This window comes from Candidatus Darwinibacter acetoxidans (genome assembly GCF_041936445.1).
Lineage (GTDB): Bacteria > Bacillota > Limnochordia > Darwinibacteriales > Darwinibacteriaceae > DTU010.
In genome coordinates, this window is record NZ_JBHGXH010000204.1 from 1 (window position 1) to 1,125 (window position 1,125).

Below are 1,125 nucleotides of genomic sequence, written 5' to 3' on the forward strand. Positions count from 1 at the left end.
GGTGACCGAACGCGGCGAGAACACCGGGAAAAACGGTAGATATGATGCATCAGAGACGACTCTTAGGAACGATGCAGCGAAGCACAGCGGGCGTATCGGAGAGACGCCCGTGCATACGGTCGGCTGGCAACCCTCCTGCACATGTGGCACCGAGGAAACCGTGCCGTGTGTCGTGCTCGACCCCTTCGGAGGGTCCGGGACCGTCGCAAAGGTGGCACGGGATCTCGGGCGCTCCTCTATCCTGATCGAGATCAACCCCGAATACGTGCAGATCGCAAAGAAACGGCTCCGCATCGGGGAACAACTCGATTCCGGAGTTTGTGAATACGTTGTCAAGAATTTCCGCCCGGAGGCGACATCTTGAGTTCTATTGTTCTGAAAATACCGACCAAATCACAATCATTCCGCGCCGTGTTGACCGACGCGACGCTCCGGGACCGTGTCCTGGAGTGGGTGGCGGCGGCCGTCACGCTCGACGACGCGGTGTATATCCCGCTCAGGACGGATTGGATGCCGCCGAGGGATCGCCGGACCGCTGACGGGGTAGAGGTGCTCCTCGCGGGCCGGTGGCCGCCGGAGGTGGACGCCGAGACCGGTCCTAGGGTTAGTGCGGCGATCTTCGGCCGAGTATGGGAGATGATTTGTGATGCAGCGAGTAGCGAGAGCGCCGACCAGGCGCAGGGTATCGACAAGCCGGCCACTGATGGTGAGGCGCCTGCGGAGGCGGTCGAGGGAGGTAGTGGAGATCTGCCGGCAGAACGCCAGAGCGCGGAACCGGCTGCGGGTGAAACGGCTGGAAAGGATATAGCAACACGTGGTTTATCAGGGGTAAACGAGGAGCAAATGGAAAACGAGGCGCCGGAAGAGGCGCCTGTCGTAATCCGCATCCAAGCAACCCCGGTCAATCACGTCGACGGGTGGTCGTGGAGCCATGTTGTGACCGAGATCCGGACATGGGCCGCGATCTACCCCGACCCGCTGCCCGACCCGAACAATATCTCTGAGGCTGAGGCCCGGGCGCTCCTGAAGACCATTTATCAGCACCCGGTCGTCATCGCGGAGTTTGAACGACGGCGGATGGTCGCGGAGGCGACTCAGAGGGAGTATCGAGACGCCAGGATGATC

Annotated in this window: 2 protein-coding genes; both read left to right on the top strand. The window is 61.6% G+C overall.

Translation table 11 applies throughout. The features are described 5' to 3' along the window. Positions 1-364 (top strand): DNA methyltransferase (locus tag ACE4YL_RS07835; RefSeq protein WP_461369468.1); only part of this gene is annotated, 364 nt, incomplete at its 5' end. Further along, positions 361-1,125, top strand: a 765-nt coding sequence (locus ACE4YL_RS07840; RefSeq protein WP_461369469.1) for a hypothetical protein, incomplete at its 3' end; no start/stop codon positions are given. The genes ACE4YL_RS07835 and ACE4YL_RS07840, both read left to right, overlap by 4 nt.